We start from the raw sequence: 21,186 nt of genomic DNA, 5'->3' as shown, positions 1-21,186 counted from the left end.
TGTCAAAGCGAACGCGCAGAAGACCGCCGCCGCGCCATGATCAACAGAAGGGTAATGCGATGATCGAGGCATTGGACATACAGGTACGCGGTATCGTGCAAGGGGTGGGTTTCCGCCCCTTCGTCTACCGTATGGCTAAAAAATACCTGATCAACGGATGGGTGCTCAACGCCACCGACGGCGTGTTCATCCATGCGGAGGGGGAGGGTAAGCTGCTCGACGAGTTCGTATTGGAGCTTTCCGAGAACCCGCCCGCCGCCTCTCAGGTCGATGAGATCGAGTTGAAGGAGGTACCGCTCGAGGGATTCGATTCGTTCGAGATCAGGTTTTCAGACGCGGGCGCGGTGGAGAAGACCACGCTCATTTCGCCCGACCTCGCCACCTGCGAGGATTGCGTGCACGAGCTGTTCAATCCCAACGATCCGCGCTACCGGTATCCGTTCATCAACTGCACGAACTGTGGGCCGCGCTTCACGATCATCGAGAAGCTGCCCTACGATCGCAAGAACACCTCGATGAAGGAATTCCCGATGTGTCCGCGCTGCCAGAGCGAATACGACGAGCCGCTTGACCGTCGGTTCCATGCGCAGCCGAACGCCTGCTTCGAATGCGGGCCGAAGGTAAGCTGGCGTGTGACAGAGGCGGGCGGCGCATCCGGGGCGGAAGGTACCGGCGCAGGTGCACCCGCAGATGCGCGCGCGGGCGACCCATCCCCCGAATGGGGGACCACGCGCGAGGAAAGCGATGCCATCTTCGCGAAAGCCGTCGAGTTTCTGCGTGCAGGCAAGATTCTCGCCGTCAAGGGATTGGGCGGTTTCCACCTTGTATGCGATGCCGAAAACGAGCAGGCGGTCGCCGAGCTTCGCCGTCGCAAGCGCCGCGAGGGCAAGGCGTTCGCCGTCATGATGAAGGATATCGCTTCGGTACGCGAGGTGTGCAGGGTCAACGAATCGGAAGAACGCCTGCTTACCGGCTCGCAGCGGCCGATTGTGCTTCTGCGCAAGCGCCCTGATGCGGCGTTCGTGCCGGGACTCGCCGACGGGCTTGCCGAGCTCGGCGTCATGCTTCCCTATACGCCCGTACAGCATCTTTTGCTTCACGATTTCGATGGGATGCTTGTTATGACGTCGGGCAACATCCACGACGAGCCCATTGTGACCGACGACGACGAAGCGTACCGCGTGCTCGGCTCCCTCGCCGATGCGATCCTCGGCAACAACCGTGCGATCCGTGCGCGCTACGACGATTCCGTAATCCGCGTGCTCGATATCGGGCAGGCGGGATGCGTGCTCCAGTTCGTTCGCCGCGCCCGTGGCTACGCGCCGATGCCGCTTGCGTTGCCCGAGCTTGCAAGCGGGCCGGTCGATGAGGAAGCATCGGGCGAAGCTTGCGCCGATAAGGCGGATGAAGCCCGCTCGGCTTCGGCGGACGGAACTCCATCGGCGACCGCAGCAATCAACCCCCCCTCGATCTTCGCCACAGGGCCCGAGCAGAAGAACACGTTCTGTCTCACGCGCGAGAACGAGGCGTTCGTCTCGCAGCACATCGGTGACATGGAAAACGCCGAAACCTACGATGCGTGGCTTGCTGCGAAAGCTCTGTACGAGCGGCTGTTCGAGATAACGCCCGAGCGCATCGCATGCGATCTGCATCCCGAATACCTTACGAGTAAGTGGGCTCATGAGCAGGATCTTCCCGTGGTTGAGGTGCAGCATCACCATGCCCATATCGTATCGGTCATGGCGGAGAACAAGCTTTACGAAGCCGTCGCCGGTTTTGCGTTCGACGGCACAGGCTTCGGCGCCGATGGCACCATCTGGGGCGGCGAAGTGCTGCTGAGCAATCTTTCCGCATACGAGCGCTTTGCGAACTTCGCATACATCCCCATGCCGGGCGGTGCGGCAGCTATCAAGAATCCGCTGCGGATGGCCTACGGCGTGCTGTGGGCGTTCGATCTGCTCGATCATCCCGCTGCGTCTGCGGCTATTGAAGGGCTCGGCGAAGCGGCAGAGGTGTGTGCCCAAATGATCGAGCGTGGTTTGAACACGCCGCTCACCTCGTCGGTCGGACGCCTGTTCGACGCAGCATCGGCCATGCTCGGCATCTGCACCGAACCGAAGTACGAAGGCGAGGGAGCGATTCTGCTCGAGGCCGCTATTTCATCGGGCAACGGCGAGCTGTTTGCTACGTACGAATCGCCCCAGGAGGCTTCCGGGCGGTACGCAATCGACATCGTGAAGAACACGGCAACGGCAAAAAGTACGGCGCTCGATACGTCGGTCGTGCTCTACGATGCGGCATCCACGTTCAAGGCGCTGCTCGACGATCTGGCCGACGGCGTTCCGCGCGCCCTGATCGCGCAGCGTTTCCACGATGCGTTCGTGATGGCGATCGTGCAGGGTGCGCGCCTGATCCGAGCCACTTACGGCATCGATGTCATTGCGCTGTCGGGGGGCGTGTTCTTGAACCGCTACCTTATGGAGCATGCGATTCCCGCGCTCACTGAGCAGGGATTCACGGTGGCCGTCAACCGAGATCTGCCGCCGAGCGATGGCTGCATTTCCTTCGGACAGGCTGTGGTAGGATTGCGCTTGTAAAACGAGAACGCGTATCGCAGCTCGCTATGCGCCTCGCGGCTTGCACGCGGGAGGCATCGGCGGCTGCTTTGTATGAAAGAAGGCAAGCTATGTGTCTGGCAATTCCCGCAAAGATCACCGAGCTGAAAGACGACCATATGGCCACCGTCGATATCCTCGGTGTCACCCGCGATATTTCGCTCGACCTCACCCCGCAGGCCGTCGTAGACAATTACGTGCTTGTGCATGCAGGATTCGCCATCGAAGTGGTCGACGAGCAGTTCGCTCAGGAGACGATCGATCTCATCAAAGAGTTCCCTGAGCTCGCGATGGACGACGTGCCCCAAGGGGAGGAAACTCGGCAAACGCCTGCGGGCGCTTCTGCTTCGCTCGGATCGCTGGGGCTGTAGCATGGACCTCTCGCAATTCAAGGATCCGAGCCTCGCGCGCGGCCTCATCGACTCGATCAAAGCGCTCGCTCCCGAGCAGGCGACGATTATGGAAGTGTGCGGAACGCATACGGTTGCCATCGCGCGCAACGGCATCCGCGCCCTTATGCCCGAGGGCATCCGTCTCGCATCGGGGCCGGGATGCCCCGTGTGCGTTACGTCGAACCGCGACATCGATACGGTGATTGCGCTTGCTCGAGAAGAAAACGTGACCATCGCCACGTTCGGCGATATGACACGCGTTCCTGGTTCGACGTCGAGCCTGCTTAAAGAGCAGGCTGCGGGACGCTCCATCCAGATCGTCTACTCGCCGCTTGATGCGTTGAAGCTCGCGCAGGATAACCCGGGCCGCGAGATCGTGTTCGTAGGCGTCGGGTTCGAAACCACCACGCCGCTTGTGGCAATGTCCATCAAACGCGCGAAAGCGATGGGGCTTACGAATTTCTCGGTGTTCGCTGCACACAAGAATATGCCTGGAGCGCTCGAGGCTATCGTGAACGACCCCGAGCTCAAGGTCGACGCGCTTATCCTTCCCGGTCACGTGAGCACCATCATCGGTATGGAGCCGTATCGATTCTTGGCTGAGAAATACGGCATCGCCGGCGTGATCACCGGGTTCGAGCCGGTGGATGTGCTGCAGGGCGTGGCCATGATCATGCGCCAGCTTCACGAGGGTCGCTCCGAAATCGAAATCGCCTACGCTCGCGGCGTGATGGCCGAGGGCAATCCGACGGCGCTTGCGGCTATCGACGAGGTATTCGATACGTGCCCCGCAATATGGCGCGGGCTGGGAGAAATTCCCGGATCGGGATACCGCATTCGCCCCGAATACTCCGAGTTCGATGCCGTGTTGCGCTTCGATCCTGCAATCGAGCCGACGCAAGACCCGAAAGGCTGCCGCTGCGGCGATGTGCTTCGCGGCATCATGGCTCCGAACGAGTGCCCCCTGTTCCGCAAAGTGTGCTCCCCTGAGAATCCCGTAGGTCCCTGCATGGTCTCCAGCGAAGGCAGCTGCGCCGCGTACTATCGGTATTATTAGGGATTTGAATTGAACTCTGGCTTGCGGGGTGGTGCGTAACCCAGCAACGTATGTATTGATAATCCAAATGTATATTTGTGCATTATGAAATTAGGTTGCTTGAGACCGTCCATCGTTTTTTGCTTGTGCGGCTTTGCTGATGTCGGCATCTAGATTTCTTAGGTCGAGATTTCTTTTCAAAAAAAGTACTTCATTAATCGTTTATCGTTGAATGAAGTATGCAAGGAGATATATACTAATAACGTATGTTCGTAGCGGTGGATGGAAAATTTAGGAGGTTGAAAATGCTTTTTTACGCTGATGGGACAACGTACGGTACTTGCACTTTGATTGGCTATGGCAGCATTTGTTTTGATATCGGTTTTTAAATAGACTGAATATGTTTGCCAACTTGTGCAGGGATCAGTTTCTGGTTCCTGCACAGCCTTTATGAGCATCTGATAAAGTGTTCTCGTAGGCTTTTAAAGCTTGTTGCGTTTCGATTGATTTGTGGTTTCACTTTGGAGGGATTCAGTGATTAACGAAGATGTTTTAGAAACAGAGCTCGCCTTCAATCGATTGAAGAAGATAAGCAAAGGCATACGGCTTTTACTCATCGTACTTGCTTGTTTTGTGATTGTTCTGCTTGCGATCAAATTAGGGGCTGCACTATTTGCAACTCCGACGGAGTCTCAAAATGTTGCTGCAGTTTTGTTTACCGTTGTATCCGATCTCATAGTGATGGCCTGTCTTTTCATAGGGGCCAGCGTATTTTCTGCTCTTGGCAAAGGCGAAGATCCGTTTTCGAAGCGCCAATCAAGGATCATTCGAATAGCTGCTTTGTTAATGCTGCTTGATGTTATCATAGGCATATTTGCATCAGTTGGCTTCCCTCTGGTAACCGATTTTGGTCAAGCTTCGGTTGGCCTTTTACCCTCGCAGGGTGGTCGCACAATCGTATCTATCAATGCTGGCGAACTTGTTATTGCTGGAATTCTCGTAGGTCTTTCTGTCATTTTCGACTACGCAAGACTTCTTCAGAAATTATCAGATGAGACGCTGTAATAGCGCGTTGATCTGCTGCTGAAGCAAAGCGCAAGAATCATTGTATCGACAATAGAGATAAAACCACCCCTTTTTGGCGATAGTTCCCGTTGTACGATTTCACCGTGCAAAGTCTATCCACAAGGAGCGTTCGCCATGCAATCATGCAACCTGTTCATCAGCATACCGTTCGTCATAGGCGAAGCGAGCTGGTACGATGCACCCCTGTTTCCCAACACGCCACCCGCGGCTAAGCGCTCGTACCTCGATGCCGTACTCGCCGAAATGCAGGGATTCGCCGACGAGGCCGCGCACCTTGATATTGCGTCTGTCACATTCGGAACGGGTTCGCTCAGCACGATTCCGGAAGCCGATCTGCGGGACTTTCTTGCGAACATGCGGAAAACGTTCACCATCAAGCCCGACACGCCGGTCTTCGCTACATTTGATCCAGGTCTCGTTTCGATCGGTCAGGTAAACGAGCTGAAAGCGTTCGGGAAACCGCGCCTCGAGTTTCGGTATTTCACTTCGAATACGCATGAAGCAGATGCACTCGGAGTGCCAATGGGCGAAACCGAAATGAAGAAAACCGACATCGTCCTGGAAAACGCAGGACTCAAAAATGTAGGTATCGAGGTAGCTGTCGGGGTTGAGGGGCAGACGAAGGAGTCGCTTGAGAAAACCCTGCGCGATGCGAATCGCTCGATAGTCGATCGGTTCGAGTTGTTCGTTTTGCGGGAAGGGCACGCGCATGCGCTTCCCGATGACGAGGCAACATCGTTGTTCGGATTTGCATGCTCCTGGCTTGAGCAGCATGAGTTTCGACCTGCGACTCCGGTTCGGTTCGTCCAAAAAGGCGCTGAGGAAAGCCCCATCCGGGTCTTCCGTTTCGCGGCAGGAGCCGAAGAAATCCAAGGGGCGATGCTCTCATTCGGGCCATCGACCATGTCGGTGTTCGATGGCATGCTTTGGTCGAATACGGACGATTTGGCTACGTACCTTGCAAAGAGCGACGATCCTGCAGCTGTCACCAAAGAGGTCCTTCGGCTTGATGATCACGTCAGAGCTGCGCGGCACCAGATTGACACGCTGTATCGTGGATGCGGCAGCGTGCCCTATGACGAAGCAGCACACACCCCGCTGCTTGATGATGGGCTTCTGGTCTGCAAGGAAGAATGTTCGCACTGTGGCGAAATGAGCAGCGTGCGGCTTTCCGAAAAGGGAAGGATGCGCTTTGCGCAGGTGTTCGACCGATTGGCGCATGCTTTGATATAAGGTTCCTTGCCGCGAGCAGACCCATGCGAGGCGTCTTCCAGGTTCGTGGCGTAATCCTCTGGACAACAGACATGCGGCGCACGCCTCCGTGCACCGCATGTCCACGTGCCACTTAAAGGTTTACAGCCCGGGAGGGCCACCAGCCGGTTTGTTCGCGGTTTCTTCGGCCATCTTTGCGAGCTTTTCGGCGTACGCATCTGCCGCCGCCTTGTCGGCTTCGAGATTCTGGGCGATGTGCTCACCCGCAACGTAACCCTGCGTGGTCGCAACACCCACGGAGTTGCCGGCCATGAGCGTATGGTACTGGATCGCGTAGCGTCCGCCGCAATCGTTACCGCAGGCGTAAAGGCCCTTGATGATGCTGTCGTCGAGGCGGCGCACCTCGAAGTTATCGGTTACGAGGACGCCCGACATCTGTACCATGCCGCTTGAGATGCGGCCTTTGTCGGTGTTGCCCGCCATACCGAAGAAAGGCGGGGTGTCGAGCGGGTTCATGAGGTCGGCGTCGCGGCCCCAGTCGGTGTCTTTGCCCGCCGCGCACATCTCGTTGTAGTGTGCGATCTCGTCGAGCAAGCCCTGCTTCGCTTCGCCTTCGTAGCCGAGGATATCGGCGAGCTCTTCAAGCGTTTCGGCAGCGTACATCTTTGATTTGCTCATACCGTAGCCGGTGAATCCGTACACTTCGAAGCCATCGGGACCCGTTGTGTAGTTGGCCAGATCCTCCTTCACGAGATCCCATTCGCGGGCGCAGGTGGTCGATGACATGTTGTGCTCGTAGCCTTGGTTTTGGATGTTTTCTTCCCACTTGCCGTCGGCGATGGTGCACAGAAGTTCGCCGCGAGCGCGACGCGCCATGAAACCGAGGCCGCCGAACTGGAGCTGCGCATCGTTGTAGAAGCGCTTGCCGTCGGGGCCGAACACGGGATAGTTGCCGATGGCGGTAAGCCCCGGCGTCCCCATGCCGTTGCCGAAGTTCATGGCTGCGCGCGGCCCGGGCTCCATTACGCCGCCTGCCCAGCACGCGAGCTTGTGGCCCATGCCGTCCTGGCCCATGCCCATGAAGCCCGAGGGATCGGTGGTGTCCAGGCCGCTCGCTTCGGCGAGCTCGCGCACTTCGTCGTTCAGCGCGAGCACCATCTCGCCGTTGCCGGAGAAGTCGCCGCAGGCAAGCAGGACGGCATCCGCGTTCACGCGCACGTATCCATCGGGACCTTTGCCGTACGCGCCCGTCACATCGCCTTCGTCGTTTTGAATGAGCACGACAGCCGAGGTGCTGTAGAGCCATTCCGCACCGTTTTCCTGCGCAATGTCGATGCTGTGCTGGAGCACGGTGCCCCATGCCGGCTGGTTTTCGCCTTTGCCGAGCGTGTTGTTGAAGTCGCGGTACGATATCGTGCCGGGAAACGATGTGTAGCCATGAATCCGCTTACCATCGGGTTCGCCCTGTTTCTGGTGTGGCAGAATGCTTCGCTTTCGTTTTTGTTTCCCAGTTCTGCGGATAAAGCGATCTCGCCCTTGCTCGTGGGCAGCGTGAGCGTCGCGTTCCTGCTTGCGTTTTGCGTGTTCAGCTACAAGCGCGATGCGGGTACGTTCACACCTGCGTGGTCGATCGGCCTTTCGTTTCTCGCTACGGTCGCGGCGTGCGTCGCAAGTGTGCTCGTAGCCCAAACGCTGCTTCCGCTTTGGGGAATCTACGTTGCCGCAGCAGTGCTCGGATTCGTTGCGGCCGCTGTTGCATTCGTGTGGGCGATGGCGTTTTCCGAGCGATCCTCGAGCGATACCCTCATCGGCGTCTGCTTCGCGTTCTTCCTTTCAAGCGTGATCGACCGGATTGCCATGAGCAGCGGTTACTTCACCATCCCCGTCACCGTGGTGGCGTGCGGGGCCATTTCATGGATTTGCTACGTTCTCGCGATACGCGCCAAGCCGCTCGACGAGCGCCCGCTTTTGGTGCGCCCCACGAACACGCTGGAGTTCGTGAAGCTCGGCGTCGGCGTGGCAATTTTCGCCGTGGCCCTCGGCATCGTTGCGGGTACGACGGCCGATGTCGCAACCGAAGATTCCATGCGCGGGCTCAACGCCAACACGGCTACGGCGGCCATCGTCGTTTCGTGCGCGTGCTTCGTTGCCGCAGTGGTTTTTCGAAAGCGCATCGAGGCGATTTCGCTCATCAAGGTATTCGCTCCATGCCTTGTCGCGGTGATCCTCTGCAACATCGTCGATCTCGGCCGATCGGATATCTGGCTTGCGCTCACGATATTCTCATGGGCGTTTCTGCGCCTTTGCGTATTTCTCGTGCTCGTCGAAATCGATCGCCATCGCATCGTCGGCCTTCCGATGGTGTTTCCTGCGGTATGGACGGCGCTGTGGTGGGGCTATGCGGGCGGCGTGTTCATCGGGCAGAACATCCTGCCTTTGGCGGGAAGCGGTACGCAGGCGATCATGAACAGCGTGGTGCTGGTGGCGGTGCTTGTGGTGCTCGGCGCCGTGCTTTTGGTGGGAAGCCGCCTGACCATGCGGTTATCCGAAGACGAGGCTTCCGATGGGGAAGCGCGGGCAGCGCAAGGGCAAAGCGGCGAGCGTATCCGGGCTGGGGAACAGGACGAGAGGCGCGGCGTCCCCGGCGCCAACGCCGTTGCCGAGGTGAGCGGTCTGCCGTTCGATGCGACCGGCGTACCTCGCGATACGGGTGTTGTCGAATCCCTTGAGGATCGGTGCGCACGCATTGCTGCAAAGTTCCAGTTGTCAGCCCGAGAATCCGAGGTGTTCGTCCTGCTTGCGCAAGGCCATACCCGTGCGAGCATCGCGAAGAAGCTCTTCGTATCCGAGAACACCATTCGCGAGCACGTGAAGAACATCTACAAGAAGCTCTACATCCATTCACGCCAGCAGCTCATCGATATGGTGGATGCACGGCGGTAAAAGCCCTATTGGGGTGGAGCGATATGAGCCCCGCCTCTTCCGGTAGGGCGCCTCGGCCAACTCAGTAGGATCGGTCGCGTGTGAGTATTGAACACATTTAGAAATTAATGTATCATTGATACATTAATTGTGCACAGGACGGAGCACCATGGGAAATCTTCTCTATCCACTCGAGCTTACCGAAGAAGAAAAAAAAGTCCATTGTGGTGCCCGATTATTCAAGCGATTATTACTGCATGGAGTATCGATATGAGGAAATATGCTCCTATACGCGTATGATTCATGCTTGCATACGAAAAGGATCGTTCGTTGTGCTTAAGGGCGACCCCCTTGGTAGGGGGCAATCCCGACAGAAGAATTCTGACTGCATGAGGATTTACGGTTTATGGCGAAAAGAGCAGCAGCAAAAGCTTCTCTTAAGCGTTACAGCGGACGAATTCTGCCATACGGTGAAGAGCGGCGATGGAAGCGTGCTGTATGTGTATTGTGCCGATCGGGTACTGTATAAAGCAGCAAGCGGGTACCGCGAAGTTCGACTCTACATAAAACATGACTGCCAAAGAAGAAACGGACCTCATGACATCGTAGTATCGCTTCACGAATTAGAATATCCGATTCTGAGAGCCTTTGGAGAATAGGTGATTACCATGGTAAAAAGCGCATATTGTCCCACCTGCGAACGTGATGTTTCTTTCAGCGTAAAGGAAGTCGAATGCACAACGAGTCTCGATGGGGTCGAATATGCGTATTGGGTAAAGCAAGCGGTTTGCGAAAAGTGCGGTGGCGAAGCGGTTTACGAGCCATTCGAGGAAGAGGCTGGCCGTGCGTTCAACGAAGCGGTTCGCGAGAAGAAAGGACTTGTCTCGCTTGCTAAAATTCGAGAGATGCCGAAACGTTACAACATAGGAAAACGCCCTTTGTCTCTTCTGCTCGGATGGGGCGAGATAACCTATACGCGTTTTATGGATGGTCAAGCTCCCTCTCAAGAGTACTCGGATGTAATCGAGAGGCTTTACAGTGATCCTGCTGCATATTATCGAGTGCTCGTTAAGGGAAAAGACCGTATTTCAAAAATCGCGTTTCGAAAAAGCGAAGAAGCAGTTGCATCTGTTTTGGATAGCGATTTCAAGTCATCTGAAAAGATTTACGAGGTCGCCGATTACTTCTGTATTTTGTCAGAAGGCGATATAACCACAATGATGCTGCAAAAACTTACCTATTATGCCCAAGGGTTCAGCTACGTTTTTCTTGACTCCCCTCTTTTTGAGCAATGTCCGATGGTGGGCGACGCTGGTCCTGTGTACGGGCAGCTCCTACAGGAGTATCAAGGAAAAGATCTCCTTGTCGAATATAGTAATCAGGGGCAAGCAGAAGCTAAGCTTGCGGACGCGTTCGAAGGTGTCGAAGAAGAGCTGCTTAAGGCAGTTTTCAACAGCTTCGGTCGATACAGCGGAAGCATTCTTACGCAAATGGTCCTCAATGAGGATCCTATAGCGAGCAGAAATGGAACAAGTGTGAAAACGCAAGAGAAACCCGAGCACGATACCGTTCCAACGAACGACATGAAGAACTACTTTAGAAGAATAGCCAATGCCTTTGGGATGAAAAGCAGCAAGGATATTGCAAAGTACGCTGATGAGGCGTTTTCGAAAAGCACGTTGGCACCTACGGGATAGCGCAGTATCGCAGTATACTGAACCAAACGCGAGCGACTGAAACGAGGCCGACTATGAAGTACGTGCTTTCCAACTGCATCCTGTTCGACGGAACCGAAGGCGAAGAGAACCTGCGCGAGCACGTCGACATCTTCGTGAACGAGGGAGTCATCGAGGCGATTGCCGATCACGGTGAGGCCGTGCCTGGCTATGAAGTTGTGGAGTGCACGGGGAAGTACGCGATTCCCGGACTTATCAACCTGCATGTGCATCTGTTCGGTTCCGGCAAGCCGAGCAAGACGCTTTCGGGCGGCGGTAGCGCGCAGACGCTCATCAAGATCACCAAGACGGCGCTCGGTGCGAAAATACTCGACTCGATGGTGAAATCGGGTGCGCAAACCCAGCTTGCTTCTGGTGTGACCACGGTGCGGGCAGTGGGCGATTTCCATTGGTCCGATGTGCGTTTGCGCGACCGCATCAACGCGGGGCATGTCGTCGGTCCGCGTCTGCTCGTATCGGGGCCAGCCATCACGGTGCCGGGCGGTCATGGCGATGGCACGTTTGCGGTGACGGCAACCGATGAGCAAGGCCTGCGCGCGCTCGTGCGCGAGCACAAAAAGCACGGGGTCGACTTTATCAAGATATGTGTGACGGGCGGCGTGATGGATGCGAAGGTGAAGGGCGAGCCCGGCGAGCTCAAGATGAACCTCGAACAAACGGCGGTCGTATGCGACGAAGCTCACAAGCTCGGTTTCTACGTGGCGAGCCACACCGAAAGCACCGAAGGCGTGCTCGTCGCGCTTGAAGGAGGCGTGGACACCGTCGAGCACGGAGCGCCTGCGACAGCCGAGATATCTGCGCTCTACCAAAACACGGGGTCGGCCGACATCTGCACCATCTCGCCGGCCATCCCCCTGTGCAAGCTCGATCCGAGCGTGACGCTCATGAACGAGTTCACCCAGTTCAACGCAAACGTGGTGCTTGAAGGCATCGTTCAGGGCGCACGCGGTGCGCTCGATGCGGGCACGCCGGTGGGCCTCGGCACCGATTCAAGCTGTCCGTTCGTCACGCAGTACGACATGTGGCGCGAGGTCTGTTACTTCGCGAAGTACGTCGGTGTGTCGCCGGCCTTCGCCATCCATACGGCAACGCTTTTGAACGCGCGAATCGCGGGCATAGCCGAGGATACGGGTAGCATCGAGGCAGGCAAATGCGCCGACATCGCGCTTTACGACGCGAACCCGCTTGAAAACCTCGCCGCGCTTCGCACGCCGAGTATGGTTGTCGCACGCGGCCGACGCCTGGATCGCCCTTCGCCGAAGCGCGTGAGCGCCGTGGACGCAGAGCTCGACAAGCTGCTGTAGCTTCGAAGTTGTCGAAAGGCGGCCCATTGCCACGTAAGAAAGCGTAAGATGCTACGGTTGCCCTTTTGCCCTGTGTGACTTCGCTGTAGCAGCTTGCCCAGCTTGGGCGCGCGAGCTTGCATTAATTTGGTTGAGTCCTACCCTGCATGCATAAGGCTGCATCGACCTAGGAGTGCAAGAAAACGTGTTCTCGAGAACCTGAATTCTGGCACAAAATTGGAGGTTTGACAATTATGGAATGTCATACAATCGGGTTTTGCCATTTTGAAATTTTGTGACCAGGCGTTTCTCTGGCTGTATAGGCAAAATTAATTATGTATCTAGTTATACAATTGTCAAACCGGAGGTGCGGCAGGAAGCTGGACCGCCGGCAGGCGGTCCACGACCGATCGAGCGGCCCCCGCGGGGGCCGCGAGGAGGGAGCCGCATGTACACGGAAAGGGAGAAGGTCCGCTACGTCGAGACGATGTGGGCCGAGGGGCTCACGCCCCGCGCCGCCGAGCGGAAATGGGGGACCCCGTCCAGGGAGTCGCTGAGGCGGTGGCTGGAGCAGGCCGAGGAGGGCTCCCTGCCGGCGGAGATGCCCAGGGTGAAGGGGCGCGCCGAGCACGCGCCCCACTCCCGCTACCCCGAGGCCACCAAGGCGGAGGCCGTCCGCCTCTACGGCCTCGGGGAGAAGCCCGCGCACATCGCCCGCCGCCTCGGCATCGCCGAAGCGAGCATAATATCGGTCTGGAGCAGGAAGGCCCGCAAAAGCGCTATCATGTCCGAGACCGGCGCGGAGGGCGCGCCGCGCGAGGACGAGGGGGCGAAGCCGGGCATGGGGCAGGCGGCGGGATCGGACGACAGGCGGATCGAGGCCCTCCGGGCCGAGCTCGAGGAGGCGCTCTTCGAGGTGAGCGTCTACAAGGAGCTGATGCGCGACCCAAAAGCCGCAAGCCCGGCGAGCCTGTCGAAGAGGCGGCTCGTCGGGTTAGGCGAGAGGCTGAGGCGGGACTGCGGGTGCTCCCTGGCACGGATCTCGACGTTCTTGGGAATCTCGAAGAGCACCTACCTCTACCACCGGGCGAGGCTCGATAGCCCGTCCGGCATGACGGACGGGGGCTTCGACGGGGCCGTGGCCGCGGCCTTCGCGGAGAACGGCGGGATCTACGGCTACCGCCGCCTCAGAGCGGCGCTGGAGGCCGGCGGCGTCCGCGCGCCCGAGCGCAGGGTGCGCGAGTCGATGGCGCGCCAGGGGCTCGTCGCCCGGTGCTCCAGGTCGGAGAAGAGATGGAGCTCGTACGCGGGCGAGGTGTCGGACGCGCCCGGGAACCTGCTGCTCGGCGAGCACGGGAGGCACGACTTCTCGGCGGACGCGCCCAACGAGCTGTGGCTCACCGACATCACCGAGATGCGGGGGCGCGACGGCAAGTGCTACCTGTCCGCCGTCGTCGACTGCTTCGACGGCAAGGTCGTCGCCTGGCGCGCCTCGGAGAGCCCCAACGCCGAGCTCGCGAACTCCACGCTCGCCGACGCGATAGCGACGCTTCGGGAGGGCCAGCGTCCCGTCATCCACTCCGACCGCGGCGGGCACTACCGCTGGAAGGGGTGGATCGCGCTGTGCGAGGGGGCCGGCCTCGTGCGCTCGATGTCGCGCAAGGGGCACAGCCCCGACAACGCGGCGTGCGAGGGCTTCTTCGGCCGGGCGAAGGTCGAGGCGTTCCATTCGCTCGTGCGCGCGGGGGCGCCCGTCGCCGAGATATTCGAGGCCGTCGCGCGCTACATCACGTGGTACAATGACGGCCGCCTCAAGACGTTCAGGGAGAACGGGAAGAAGGCCACCTGCGAGACCATCGAGGGCCGCCGCAGGAGGCTCGGGCTGGCGGCCTGAGCAGTCCAAGAATCCTGCCGCACCCCCAACCTCGGATTTTGTGCCGAAATTCTTGATCCTCGGAACGTAAAGAGGCCTTGTGTCGTGGTTTGGACCGAGGGCAGCGGTTGGCAAAGGGAGCGGTGGTTTGGACCGAGGGCAGCGGTTTGCGAGATGGGCGGCAATCCGCCAAGATGGGCGGCAATCCGCCAAGATGGGCGGCAATCTGGTAAGGGGAGCGGCAGTCCGCCAAGATGGGAAGCGGTCTGGCAAGAGAAGCAACGGTCCAAACAGAAGGAGCGGGCAGGGTGTCGATGCGCCGTAGCGGGTCGCTGGACTACCGCGGTAGTTCCACGATAGCGGCGATCCCCTTCGGCTCCACGTTCTCCAAGCGGATGGAGCCCCCATGGGCCTCAACGATCCCTTTTGCGATGGGAAGGCCGAGTCCGGCTCCCCCCGTCTCGCGCGAGCGGGCCGCATCAGCGCGGTAGAAGCGGTCGAACACGCGCGCGAGATCGCTCTCGTCTATACCGATGCCGGTATCCGTCACGCTGATGACCGCCCCGCATCTTTGGGAGGCTGCGCGTACCGTGATGCTGTCCCCCTCGCCTGTGTATTTGAGCGCGTTGTCGAGCAGAATGGCAAGCACCTGGCGAAGCTTGTCGCGATCGCCGCGCGCCGATACGCCGTCTTCCGTCTCGAAAAGAAGCGTTTTGCCCTGCAAGAGGGCGAGTTCTTCGTACGCCGTAACGATCTCTTCGCAAAGCTTTCCGATATCCGTATCGCTCATCTCCAAGCCACGCTGTCCCGCATCCGAAGCGGTAAGCTCGAGAAGGTTTTCGCTGAGACGTGAAAGCCGTTCGGCTTCTTCGATCGTCAGGGTTATGTCCTCGAACTTGTCGACGATGCGCGCGTTGGGATCGCCGAGCAGCAGTTCCTGGGTGGTACGGATGACGGTGAGCGGAGTACGCAGCTCGTGCGAGGCGTTCTGCACGAATTCGGTTTGCTTTTCCCACGCGACTGCGATGGGGCGCAGCGTCATGCGCGACAGCAGGTAACTTGCAGCGGCACAAACCAAGAGTGCGACAACCAGGCCCGCGACGAGCATCGTAGTGAACTGATCGAGGATCGCGATCTCGGAATCAACGTTTGCAATGGCCTGCATGTAGGCCACGGTGGAATCGTTGCTTTCAAGCAGGTAGTTCACGGCTCGGTAATGGTGTCCGTCCTGGCCTATCAGATACGGGGTATCGAGGATGTTGGAATCGAACGGCAAATCAGCGATGAAATCGGGATAGGTTGAGTAGAGGCCGTACGTGTCGGTAGTCGTGCCGTTGCTCGCACGAGCAAGGAGTATGGTTTGCGGGTTGTCCTTGATGGTTGCATCGATGCTCTCGCTCAAGGAAAGGGCTCCGATGCCGGGGCCTTCGTTGATTTCAAAGTCTTCATCGGCAGATCCCGTGCTTGACGATTCGATGGAATAGGTTGCAGAAGATGCCACATCGACGGTTGCCCTCGAGCTGGGAACGAGCAGTTGCTCATCGACAGCTCTGAATATGTTCGAGCTCACGGTTTGGTACACGAACATGCCGAGCAGAGCGAAGATGAGTCCGAACACGACGAAGAACAAAGCGGTGTAGCGGATCGATTCGCGCTTTAGGTGGTCATTTTCAATCGGCGACGGTGTTGCGGATATCTTCTTCCTCAGTATCATGGGTAGCTTCCTCCGTGAGCATGTATCCGACTCCGCGGATCGTTTTGAGGTACGTATCGTAGCCGAAAGGCTTCAGCTGCTTGCGGATGCCGCTCATGTACACGGCGACCACGTTTGAAGAGGTATCGGACATGAATCCCCACACGCGATCGAACACCTGCGTTTTCGAGACGAGACGACCCTGGTTTTCTACCAGGTATTCGAGCGCGTCGAATTGTTTTCCCTTGAGGTCGAGCTGGGTTTCGCCGATTTCGATCGTGCGGCGCGAGCGAGAAACGACGAGGTCTTTGAATGCGAGTGCTTTTTCCTCGTAGCGGCCTGTCGTTCTGCGCAGGATTGCCTCGATGCGCATGAGCAGCTCGTCGCGGTGAAACGGTTTCACCAGGTAGTCGTCGGCACCTGCTTTGAATCCACGCGCCTTATCGGCGAGCATGCCCTTTGCCGTTAAGATGAGCACAGGGGTGAAGATGCCGTTTTCGCGCAGCCGTTCGAGCACGGTGTATCCGTCCGTTACGGGCAGCATCAGATCGAGGATGATCAGGTCGTAGATGCCTTTGCTTGCAAGAAAGTAACCCTCTGCTCCATCGAACGCTTGGTCCGAGTCCAGCGAGGATGCAAGGCATCGCTTGATCGCGTGCGATAGGTTGCGGTCGTCTTCGACAATGAGGATCTTCATGCATGCACCTTCTTCGCGCCCATTCTATCATCCGCTTCGTTAAGCGAAGGTTAAACCGGCATGGAGATATTTCCACGAGCGGGGATTGCGGTTTCACGTTTCTTTAAAGGTCGGTTCGCTAGGATGCGAACACATTGAAACCGAGGAAGGAGTTAATCGATGTACGCGAAAAGCAAAGCGTTCAGAAACCTGGTTATCGTGCTGGTCGTGCTTATCATGCTGGGTGCCGGTTTGGTGCTGCTCAAAAACCTCAATGCTCAGGGTCTCATTGGGTTCGGCGATTCTGCCGGCAGCCCGGGGACGTTCCAATACAAGGACGGGTCAGGGGGAGACGCGGCTGCCGATGTGATCGTGTCGCCGTCGGGATCGGCATCCGAGGGCGAAGTCTCCGAATAGGGCAGGGTGAGAGAAAAGGATACGAATATGGTGAAAACCGTAGGAAAGGCTCTCGTCATAGCGGCGCTCGTCGTTGTTTTGGGCGCGATAGTCTATCTGCTGGTAGGGCAGAGCAGCCCTATGCCGGAAGATGTCGAGGAACCTTCGACGTTGCCGACCGCTCAGGTCGAGCGAGGTACGGTTGAAAAGCTCGTGACCGGGCCGGGCGAAGTGAAGCCCTCTGAAACCGAGAAGCTCAAAATGGCGAAATGGCGTTACTTCAAGTCATCCGACGTACCGCTCAACGAGCGCATCGCGGCGGGTACGGTGCTTGTCGAGTACACGTACGGCGAACCGCTCATCGCTCCGTACGATTTAGTGGTGTTGTCGAAGAACCTGCCCGAGAAAGAGCGCGACGAGCTTACCGAAGAGCATTACGTTGAGGTCGCACGCGTTGATACGATGCACGTCGAGCTTGAGGTACCCGAAACGGACATCGCCGCCTTGTCCGTGGGGCAAGAGGTCGAGGTGAAGCTGGCTGCTCAAGAAGACGCTGTCTATGCCGGTGCAGTAAAGAGCATCAACGAGGTAGGCACGTACAGCGCGACCGGCTCGAAATACAAGGTGACGATCGAGATACCCAACGATGGAAGCATGCTCATCGGCATGTCGGCCAACGCGAGCATCAAGGTGGGCGAAGCGGTCGATGTGCTCACCGTGCCGGTAAGCGCCGTGTCCGATGCGGGCGACCAAACCCGGTTCGTGCTCGTGCAAAAGCCCGACGGTGCACTTGAAACGGTCACGGTGCAAACGGGTCTCTCCGACGGCACGAAGGTCGAAATACTCGAGGGGCTCAGCGAAGGCGATACGGTAATCGTGAACGAGACGGCACCTGCCGAACCGAGCGATGGAGGCGATGGCGTCACCTTCATATCGCGCTCCGCAGTGGGGTGAGGTGCGCCATGATCGCTATAACTGGTTTGACCAAGCGATACCGTATGGGTGATACCGAGATACGTGCGCTCGATCACGTCGAGTTCTCGGTGAAGCGCGGCGAGTTCGTTGCCATCGTAGGTCCTTCGGGGTCGGGCAAGTCGACGTTCATGAACATCCTCGGGCTGCTCGATACGCCCGACGAAGGAACGTACCTGCTCGGCGGCGAAGATGTTTCGCGTATGTCGGATAATCGGCTTGCCGCTTTGCGCAATCGTAAAATAGGCTTCGTTTTCCAAAGCTTCAACCTCCTCAAAACTATGACGGCGGAAGAAAACGTAAGCATGTCGCTCATGTATCGGGGTATGCGCGCCCGGCAGGCGGACGCCATCGCCCGCGCGACGCTTGCCCGGCTCAGCCTCGAAGGCCGCGAGCGGCATCTGCCCTCGCAGCTATCGGGAGGTCAGCAGCAGCGCGTTGCCATTGCGCGGGCGCTCGTGGGCACCCCTGACGTTCTGCTTGCCGACGAGCCGACGGGTTCCCTCGATTCGAAGAAGAGCATCGAGATCATGGCGATGTTCAAGAAGCTCAACGAACGGGGGCAGACGATCGTGCTCATCACCCACAACCCCGAGCTTGCCCGTGGAGCGAGCCGTGTCGTGGAGATGGTCGACGGCGTGCTGGCCCAAGGGGCGGGGTTAGCATGAAGTGGCTGCAGGTTGGCAAGGAAGCTGTCAAAAACGTGGCCCGCAACAAGTTGCGCACGGCTCTCACCATGCTCGGACTCGTCATCGGCATCTCGTCGGTCATCGTGTTAGTGGGTATGAGCGAGGGATCGAACCGCCAGGTTGCAGAGCAGATGAAGGCTCTCGGCGGCGATATCGTATCAGCGTATCTGTTCGACGGGGCGCTCGGGTACGACGATATGAACGAAGTGCGCGCGCTGCCCGGTGTGGCGGATGCAGCACCGTCGAAGTACCTCGATGCGCAGGTGAGCGCTGGTACCGAGAAAACGAATCGCGCGATGGTCGAAGCGTCAGACGAGCATTATTTGGCCGTTCGCAACCTCGAACTTGCCTCAGGGCGCAATCTCTCGTCGGTCGATCGAGAAAACAAGTCGAAGGTCTGCATTATCGGCGGTGCCGTTGCGCGCGATCTCTTCAATACGACCGATGCGCTCGGACGAACCGTCAAGCTCGCCGGCGATGAGTTCACCGTCGTGGGGGTGCTTGAGGAAAAGGGAGAGTCGATGGGTCTCAACACCGAAGGTTTGGTGCTTGTCCCGTACCAGTCGGCGGACACGTTGGGATCAGATGGGAAGATCGCGACGATCTACGCCCGCGCAACGGGTGATGATGCCGTGCCGATGGCCAAAGGATCGATCTCGGGTTATCTCGAGCACGAGAAGCGCATCGCGCCCTCGCTTTTCTCCGTGAACACGCAAGACGAGATATTGGGCGCTGGGGGAACGGTGAACGAGACGATGACGCTTCTGCTGGCCGGCATTGCGAGCATCTCGCTTCTGGTCGCGGGAATCGGCGTTATGAACGTCATGCTCGTATCCGTAGCGGAGCGCGTACGCGAGATCGGCATCAAAAAGGCGCTCGGTGCCAAGCGAGGCGACATCCTGCTCCAGTTCCTCGTGGAAGCGCTCGTTCTGAGTTTGTTTGGGGGAGCACTCGGAATCCTGTTTGGGATTGCTCTGTGCGCGGTGGTAGAGTATGCGGGCGTTTCCTGTGCCGTGTCTTTGCCCGTCATCGGCATCGCCGCAGGTGCCAGTATGCTCATCGGCGTCGTGTTCGGCATCTTTCCCGCCTACCGCGCTTCGCAGCTGCACCCTGTCGTGGCGCTTCGTCAGGAGTAGATGGCGGGCGTTCTGCTTCTTGCAAAGGCCTCCGGCACAAGCCGGGGGCCTGTTTGCGTTTGAGTACCGGCGGAATCTAGAGCCCGCTCATCAAATCTCCGACGGTGGTATCGAGCCCTTCCGCAAGCCTCAGTATGGTATTGAGAGTGACGTTTCGCCTGCCCACCTCGACATCGCCAATGTACGAATGCGATACTCCGAGCTTCTCGGCGAACGCGCGCTGCGAATAACCGAGTTCTTCTCGGCGCGCCTTGACTCGCAATCCGAACTGTACACGTATATTGCCCATGCAAATATGATCATCTAAATCATCATTGCACGTGGACTATTATGAGTGTGCAATCTGGGTTATTCAGTGGTATCTTTACTGAATATATGATCGGATATATCAGAATTTGCGGTCCGGAACGAAGCCTCGCAGTCTTTTCTCCGTCACTCGCGAAAGGCAGAGCTTGCAAGGATGGTGTCGACGTGCCCATAGTCGTAAAACTGAGCCATATGATGGCAGTGAGGAATATGTCGCTCAAAGAGCTTTCGAGTCGCGTTGGGCTTTCCAACGTGAACATGTCGCGCATAAAAACCGGCAAAGCGAAGGCGGTTCGATTTACGACGCTCGAGCTGATCTGCGAGGCTTTGGACTGCGGTGTCGGAGACATACTCGAATACGAGCGAGCGGACTCAGAGCCGGGCACCTCAGACGATGGCGAAAAAACGGCACGGCGAATGGAAGATGCAAGGGATGAAGACGCGCGGGAATAACGCACAGACCTTTGCGGGCGCCAGCGGGGCGACGTCGCCTGCTTATCTCGAGTGATCGAGCGTTTAGCTTTCAGGTACGAGGGGCGTTGCTGCTTGCGTCTTCGGGAAAGCGCTTGTCGGTAAACAGCATGTAGGGTTCGATTCCGAGGGCATTGGAGAGTTTGATGAGCGTATCGACAGTTGCGTTGCTCCGTCCTAGCTCGATTTCGTTGAGTATCGTTCTGCTTACACCTGACATAAGTGAAAGCTTACGAATCGACAATCCTTCCTGAGTCCGCCGCGCTCGCAGCCTGTGGCCGATATCGATTTTGGTATCGCTGCTTGCTTGTACGAACTTATCTTTTTCCATCCAAATAGGGTATGGCTTTCAGGGTATACTATGGCCCGTTATATAGTGACAATCGGTCTATACCGAACACGAGAGTGGGCTTGAGAATATGGCGATCGTCGTTACTCTTGATGAGGCGCTTCGAAACAGAGGAATGAAGCTGCATGAACTGTCTCGATCGGTTGGCAAAAGCACGGTGAATGTATCGAGGCTGAAAACTGGGAAGGTGCGGGCGATCAGGTTCAGCATGCTCGATGGAATATGTGAGGCCCTCGATTGCCAGCCGGGGGATATCCTGGCTTACGTTCCCGATGCGGAAGAGCCTTGAGGGTGGTTTTCAATTTGTGATGAGCGACGGACGGTCGCTCGTTTGCCAGAAATC

Annotated in this window: 21 protein-coding genes; 15 read left to right on the top strand and 6 right to left on the bottom strand. The window is 57.9% G+C overall.

All coding sequences use genetic code 11. The annotated features are described in order from the left end of the window. Positions 1-59: 59 nt before the first annotated feature. The 4 genes from FJE54_RS03120 (at position 60) to FJE54_RS03105 (ending at position 5,108) form a co-directional block, all read left to right on the top strand. Positions 60-2,597, top strand: a complete 2,538-nt coding sequence (locus FJE54_RS03120) for a carbamoyltransferase HypF (protein ID WP_139651292.1) — start codon at positions 60-62, stop codon at positions 2,595-2,597. Between the two features lie 89 nt (positions 2,598-2,686). Beyond that, complete coding sequence (locus FJE54_RS03115) at positions 2,687-2,986, top strand: HypC/HybG/HupF family hydrogenase formation chaperone (protein WP_139651291.1); 300 nt, start codon at positions 2,687-2,689, stop codon at positions 2,984-2,986. A 1-nt stretch (position 2,987) separates the two neighbouring features. After that, complete coding sequence (hypD, locus tag FJE54_RS03110) at positions 2,988-4,064, top strand: hydrogenase formation protein HypD (RefSeq protein ID WP_139651290.1); 1,077 nt, start codon at positions 2,988-2,990, stop codon at positions 4,062-4,064. Positions 4,065-4,577: 513 nt separating this feature from the next. Further along, positions 4,578-5,108 (top strand): hypothetical protein, encoded by a 531-nt coding sequence (locus tag FJE54_RS03105; RefSeq protein ID WP_139651289.1) that lies wholly within the window; start codon positions 4,578-4,580, stop codon positions 5,106-5,108. A 141-nt stretch (positions 5,109-5,249) separates the two neighbouring features. Here the strand turns inward: FJE54_RS03105 and FJE54_RS03100 are convergent, their stop codons facing one another. Next, complete coding sequence (locus FJE54_RS03100) at positions 5,250-6,002, bottom strand: hypothetical protein (RefSeq protein ID WP_139651288.1); 753 nt, start codon at positions 6,000-6,002, stop codon at positions 5,250-5,252. 30 nt (positions 6,003-6,032) lie between these two features. Here FJE54_RS03100 and FJE54_RS03095 point away from each other — a divergent pair, with 30 nt between their 5' ends. After that, a complete protein-coding gene (locus FJE54_RS03095) occupies positions 6,033-6,362 on the top strand; it encodes a hypothetical protein (RefSeq protein ID WP_139651287.1) in 330 nt (109 codons plus the stop codon). A gap of 120 nt (positions 6,363-6,482) precedes the next feature. On the opposite strand, the gene FJE54_RS03090 is transcribed toward FJE54_RS03095, so the two are convergent. After that, positions 6,483-7,691 (bottom strand): FAD-binding protein, encoded by a 1,209-nt coding sequence (locus tag FJE54_RS03090; RefSeq protein ID WP_180326525.1) that lies wholly within the window; start codon positions 7,689-7,691, stop codon positions 6,483-6,485. 87 nt (positions 7,692-7,778) lie between these two features. Here FJE54_RS03090 and FJE54_RS03085 point away from each other — a divergent pair, with 87 nt between their 5' ends. From FJE54_RS03085 to FJE54_RS03070, 4 genes are all read left to right on the top strand, one after another. Continuing rightward, positions 7,779-9,284: a helix-turn-helix transcriptional regulator gene (locus tag FJE54_RS03085; RefSeq protein WP_139651285.1), complete on the top strand. Its 1,506-nt coding sequence runs from the start codon at positions 7,779-7,781 to the stop codon at positions 9,282-9,284. A 647-nt stretch (positions 9,285-9,931) separates the two neighbouring features. Then, the gene (locus tag FJE54_RS03080; RefSeq protein ID WP_139651284.1) at positions 9,932-10,960 is read left to right on the top strand and encodes a type II toxin-antitoxin system antitoxin SocA domain-containing protein; all 1,029 of its coding nucleotides are present in this window, start codon (positions 9,932-9,934) and stop codon (positions 10,958-10,960) included. 53 nt (positions 10,961-11,013) lie between these two features. Then, positions 11,014-12,303: an amidohydrolase family protein gene (locus tag FJE54_RS03075; RefSeq protein WP_139651283.1), complete on the top strand. Its 1,290-nt coding sequence runs from the start codon at positions 11,014-11,016 to the stop codon at positions 12,301-12,303. 427 nt (positions 12,304-12,730) lie between these two features. Further along, on the top strand, positions 12,731-14,176 hold the full coding sequence (locus tag FJE54_RS03070; protein ID WP_139651282.1) for an IS3 family transposase: 1,446 nt from the start codon (positions 12,731-12,733) through the stop codon (positions 14,174-14,176). Between the two features lie 316 nt (positions 14,177-14,492). Here the strand turns inward: FJE54_RS03070 and FJE54_RS03065 are convergent, their stop codons facing one another. Together FJE54_RS03065 and FJE54_RS03060 are read right to left on the bottom strand one after the other, a co-directional pair. Then, positions 14,493-15,869 carry a sensor histidine kinase gene (locus FJE54_RS03065; protein ID WP_139651281.1) on the bottom strand — a complete coding sequence of 459 codons (1,377 nt, stop codon included), beginning with the start codon at positions 15,867-15,869 and terminating at the stop codon, positions 14,493-14,495. Beyond that, positions 15,826-16,545, bottom strand: coding sequence for a response regulator transcription factor (locus tag FJE54_RS03060; protein WP_139651280.1), 720 nt, complete (start codon positions 16,543-16,545; stop codon positions 15,826-15,828). The genes FJE54_RS03065 and FJE54_RS03060 overlap by 44 nt, the downstream gene beginning before the upstream one ends. 159 nt (positions 16,546-16,704) lie before the next feature. On the opposite strand from FJE54_RS03060, the gene FJE54_RS03055 reads away from it, so the two are divergent. From FJE54_RS03055 to FJE54_RS03040, 4 genes are read left to right on the top strand one after another with little or no spacing between them, the layout of a single operon-like run. Further along, complete coding sequence (locus FJE54_RS03055) at positions 16,705-16,941, top strand: hypothetical protein (RefSeq protein ID WP_139651279.1); 237 nt, start codon at positions 16,705-16,707, stop codon at positions 16,939-16,941. A 27-nt stretch (positions 16,942-16,968) separates the two neighbouring features. After that, a complete protein-coding gene (locus FJE54_RS03050) occupies positions 16,969-17,874 on the top strand; it encodes an efflux RND transporter periplasmic adaptor subunit (RefSeq protein ID WP_139651278.1) in 906 nt (301 codons plus the stop codon). An 8-nt stretch (positions 17,875-17,882) separates the two neighbouring features. After that, positions 17,883-18,560, top strand: a complete 678-nt coding sequence (locus FJE54_RS03045) for an ABC transporter ATP-binding protein (RefSeq protein ID WP_139651277.1) — start codon at positions 17,883-17,885, stop codon at positions 18,558-18,560. Further along, the gene (locus FJE54_RS03040) at positions 18,557-19,717 is read left to right on the top strand and encodes an ABC transporter permease (protein ID WP_139651276.1); all 1,161 of its coding nucleotides are present in this window, start codon (positions 18,557-18,559) and stop codon (positions 19,715-19,717) included. Before FJE54_RS03045 ends, FJE54_RS03040 begins: the two co-directional genes overlap by 4 nt. A gap of 76 nt (positions 19,718-19,793) precedes the next feature. On the opposite strand, the gene FJE54_RS03035 is transcribed toward FJE54_RS03040, so the two are convergent. Then, positions 19,794-20,006 (bottom strand): helix-turn-helix domain-containing protein, encoded by a 213-nt coding sequence (locus tag FJE54_RS03035; RefSeq protein WP_139651275.1) that lies wholly within the window; start codon positions 20,004-20,006, stop codon positions 19,794-19,796. A 182-nt stretch (positions 20,007-20,188) separates the two neighbouring features. On the opposite strand from FJE54_RS03035, the gene FJE54_RS03030 reads away from it, so the two are divergent. Next, entirely contained in the window at positions 20,189-20,476 is a 288-nt protein-coding gene (locus FJE54_RS03030; protein ID WP_139651274.1) for a helix-turn-helix domain-containing protein, read from the top strand. Between the two features lie 70 nt (positions 20,477-20,546). On the opposite strand, the gene FJE54_RS03025 is transcribed toward FJE54_RS03030, so the two are convergent. After that, a complete protein-coding gene (locus FJE54_RS03025; protein ID WP_139651273.1) occupies positions 20,547-20,825 on the bottom strand; it encodes a helix-turn-helix domain-containing protein in 279 nt (92 codons plus the stop codon). A gap of 88 nt (positions 20,826-20,913) precedes the next feature. Between FJE54_RS03025 and FJE54_RS03020 the strand changes: the two genes are divergently transcribed. Further along, positions 20,914-21,132, top strand: coding sequence for a helix-turn-helix domain-containing protein (locus FJE54_RS03020; protein ID WP_139651272.1), 219 nt, complete (start codon positions 20,914-20,916; stop codon positions 21,130-21,132). Positions 21,133-21,186: the final 54 nt, after the last annotated feature.

The sequence above is a fragment of the Raoultibacter phocaeensis genome (genome assembly GCF_901411515.1).
Lineage (GTDB): Bacteria > Actinomycetota > Coriobacteriia > Coriobacteriales > Eggerthellaceae > Raoultibacter > Raoultibacter phocaeensis.
Note: the sequence above shows the minus strand (reverse complement) of the source record. Positions and strands in the feature narration are given on the sequence as shown.

Bases quoted from the DNA above. Each gene is read 5' to 3' on its own strand.
- FJE54_RS03045 (WP_139651277.1), top strand. From the start codon at position 17,883: ATGATCGCTATAACTGGTTTGACCAAGCGATACCGTATGGGTGATACC.
- FJE54_RS03060 (WP_139651280.1), bottom strand. From the start codon at position 16,545: ATGAAGATCCTCATTGTCGAAGACGACCGCAACCTATCGCACGCGATC.
- FJE54_RS03085 (WP_139651285.1), top strand. From the start codon at position 7,779: ATGAATCCGCTTACCATCGGGTTCGCCCTGTTTCTGGTGTGGCAGAAT.
- hypD (WP_139651290.1), top strand. From the start codon at position 2,988: ATGGACCTCTCGCAATTCAAGGATCCGAGCCTCGCGCGCGGCCTCATC.
- FJE54_RS03025 (WP_139651273.1), bottom strand. From the start codon at position 20,825: ATGGAAAAAGATAAGTTCGTACAAGCAAGCAGCGATACCAAAATCGAT.
- FJE54_RS03070 (WP_139651282.1), top strand. From the start codon at position 12,731: ATGTACACGGAAAGGGAGAAGGTCCGCTACGTCGAGACGATGTGGGCC.
- FJE54_RS03075 (WP_139651283.1), top strand. From the start codon at position 11,014: ATGAAGTACGTGCTTTCCAACTGCATCCTGTTCGACGGAACCGAAGGC.
- FJE54_RS03055 (WP_139651279.1), top strand. From the start codon at position 16,705: ATGTACGCGAAAAGCAAAGCGTTCAGAAACCTGGTTATCGTGCTGGTC.
- FJE54_RS03065 (WP_139651281.1), bottom strand. From the start codon at position 15,869: ATGATACTGAGGAAGAAGATATCCGCAACACCGTCGCCGATTGAAAAT.
- FJE54_RS03120 (WP_139651292.1), top strand. From the start codon at position 60: ATGATCGAGGCATTGGACATACAGGTACGCGGTATCGTGCAAGGGGTG.
- FJE54_RS03040 (WP_139651276.1), top strand. From the start codon at position 18,557: ATGAAGTGGCTGCAGGTTGGCAAGGAAGCTGTCAAAAACGTGGCCCGC.
- FJE54_RS03115 (WP_139651291.1), top strand. From the start codon at position 2,687: ATGTGTCTGGCAATTCCCGCAAAGATCACCGAGCTGAAAGACGACCAT.
- FJE54_RS03050 (WP_139651278.1), top strand. From the start codon at position 16,969: ATGGTGAAAACCGTAGGAAAGGCTCTCGTCATAGCGGCGCTCGTCGTT.
- FJE54_RS03095 (WP_139651287.1), top strand. From the start codon at position 6,033: ATGTCGGTGTTCGATGGCATGCTTTGGTCGAATACGGACGATTTGGCT.
- FJE54_RS03035 (WP_139651275.1), bottom strand. From the start codon at position 20,006: ATGGGCAATATACGTGTACAGTTCGGATTGCGAGTCAAGGCGCGCCGA.
- FJE54_RS03080 (WP_139651284.1), top strand. From the start codon at position 9,932: ATGGTAAAAAGCGCATATTGTCCCACCTGCGAACGTGATGTTTCTTTC.
- FJE54_RS03020 (WP_139651272.1), top strand. From the start codon at position 20,914: ATGGCGATCGTCGTTACTCTTGATGAGGCGCTTCGAAACAGAGGAATG.